The 1,592-nt window shown below is 61.6% G+C and carries 3 protein-coding genes; 1 reads left to right on the forward strand and 2 read right to left on the reverse strand.

What is annotated here, in order from left to right:
• Nucleotides 1-65 precede the first annotated feature (65 nt).
• Both HU811_RS26855 and HU811_RS26860 read right to left on the reverse strand, forming a co-directional pair.
• Nucleotides 66-440 carry a YajD family HNH nuclease gene (locus HU811_RS26855; RefSeq protein ID WP_003184246.1) on the reverse strand — a complete coding sequence of 125 codons (375 nt, stop codon included), beginning with the start codon at nucleotides 438-440 and terminating at the stop codon, nucleotides 66-68.
• Nucleotides 441-489: 49 nt separating this feature from the next.
• Nucleotides 490-1,176: a spermidine synthase gene (locus HU811_RS26860; RefSeq protein ID WP_186659134.1), complete on the reverse strand. Its 687-nt coding sequence runs from the start codon at nucleotides 1,174-1,176 to the stop codon at nucleotides 490-492.
• 78 nt (nucleotides 1,177-1,254) lie between these two features.
• Between HU811_RS26860 and HU811_RS26865 the strand changes: the two genes are divergently transcribed.
• Entirely contained in the window at nucleotides 1,255-1,539 is a 285-nt protein-coding gene (locus HU811_RS26865) for a hypothetical protein (RefSeq protein ID WP_092458208.1), read from the forward strand.
• Nucleotides 1,540-1,592 lie beyond the last annotated feature (53 nt).

Here is a 1,592-nt window from a genome sequence, read left to right on the forward strand (position 1 = left end):
CCTGTGGGAGCGGGCTTGCTCGCGAAAGCGCTTTTGCAGACTGCAGGTTTCTTTTGTTGTACCGGTTACTCGTCTTTCTTCATCAACCCGGCCAGTGCGGCAAACGGGTTGTGGGTCGCCTTGGCGATTTTCGGGGTGCTCAGGGAGCCGTCGCCGAAATATTGCTGGTCGGTGTAACGCGAGTGTTCGTTGTCGTGGCAGTACAGGCACAGCAGTTCCCAGTTGGAACCGTCCTGCGGGTTGTTGTCGTGGTTGTGGTCGCGGTGGTGAACGGTCAGTTCACTCAGGCGCTTGCCGGAAAACTCACGGGCACAACGGCCACAGACGTGGGGGTACATTTTCAGGGCTTTGTCGCGGTAACCCATTTCCCGGTCACGCTGGGCATCGGCGAGGATGCGATCCAGCTTGGCGGTGTTGGACGGTGGCGTTGACGAACTCATGGGTTCACCTTTGTAAAAAAAGACTGATGACGGTTGAACAGAGTTTAGCTCAGCCCTTGAGCTTCTCGGCAATCCAGATGGTGTGGCGGGTGCCTTTGTTGCCGTGGGCGAAGACTTGCACCTCTTCGGCCTTGAAGCCGGCCTTTTTCAGTTTGTCGGAAAACTGCCGGTCGGCGCTGGCCGACCATACTGCCAGCACTCCCTTGGACCGCAGGGCCTTGGCGCAGGCGGCCAGGCCGCCGGCTGAATACAGCCAGCTGTTGGCTTTCTGCGTCAGGCCTTCGGGGCCGTTGTCGACGTCCAGCATGATGGCATCAAAGCCCTGGGGTTCGGCTTGCAGCACCTTGGCCACATCTTCCATGCGGATCACGGTACGCGGGTCCGACAGGGGTCGACCGGCTTTTTCGCCCAAAGGGCCACGGTTCCACTCCACCACGCCGGGCACCAGTTCGGCTACCACCACTTCGGCGCTTTTGCCCAGGTGCTTGAGGGCCGAGGCCAGGGTGAAACCCATGCCGAGGCCACCGATCAGTACACGCGAGCCGGGACGGCCGGCAACCTTGCGGCATGGAATCTCTGCCAGGGCGTCTTCGGAGCCGTGCATGCGCGTATTCATCAACTGGCCGCCGTCGCCGCCCTGGATCTTGATAACGAAGTCGTCGCCGTACTCGAACAGGCACAGGGCTCCGCCGTTGTCAGGGATGGGGGCGGTGTCCAGCAGAACGAAACGTTTCATGGATGTCTCATGCAAAGGAGGGGCAAAGCGGCGCGGTAAGGACTAGCCTGAAGACAGACAATCGCCACGGAGCCATTGATGAAGCGCACCATTCTAACGGCCATTGCCCTGGCAGCGCTCTCGATAAGTTGGGTGCAGGCCCAGCAGCCCACGATTCCGGTAAGCCCACCGAGCATTCCCGGTTCGCCCGGCACGCCTACACCGATGCCATACCCGCCGGTCACGCCCAGCGGCGTGCCCACGCCCGGCCCTGGAAGCGGACCGCCGTTGCTGCCGCCCATCGAAATGCCCAAGCCGCCCAAGGACCAGCCGATACCGGGCATGGAGCCGAAACCGCCAAAGGCCAAGTCGCCGGGTGGGTAGATCCTGGAAAGGTTGAATGATGCAACCCTGTGGGAGCGAGCCTGCTCGCGATA

The sequence above is a fragment of the Pseudomonas tehranensis genome (assembly GCF_014268615.1).
Lineage (GTDB): Bacteria > Pseudomonadota > Gammaproteobacteria > Pseudomonadales > Pseudomonadaceae > Aquipseudomonas > Aquipseudomonas tehranensis.

Coding starts and splice junctions, on each gene's coding strand:
- HU811_RS26855 (WP_003184246.1), bottom strand. CDS start 440: ATGAGTTCGTCAACGCCACCGTCCAACACCGCCAAGCTGGATCGCATC.
- HU811_RS26860 (WP_186659134.1), bottom strand. CDS start 1,176: ATGAAACGTTTCGTTCTGCTGGACACCGCCCCCATCCCTGACAACGGC.
- HU811_RS26865 (WP_092458208.1), top strand. CDS start 1,255: ATGAAGCGCACCATTCTAACGGCCATTGCCCTGGCAGCGCTCTCGATA.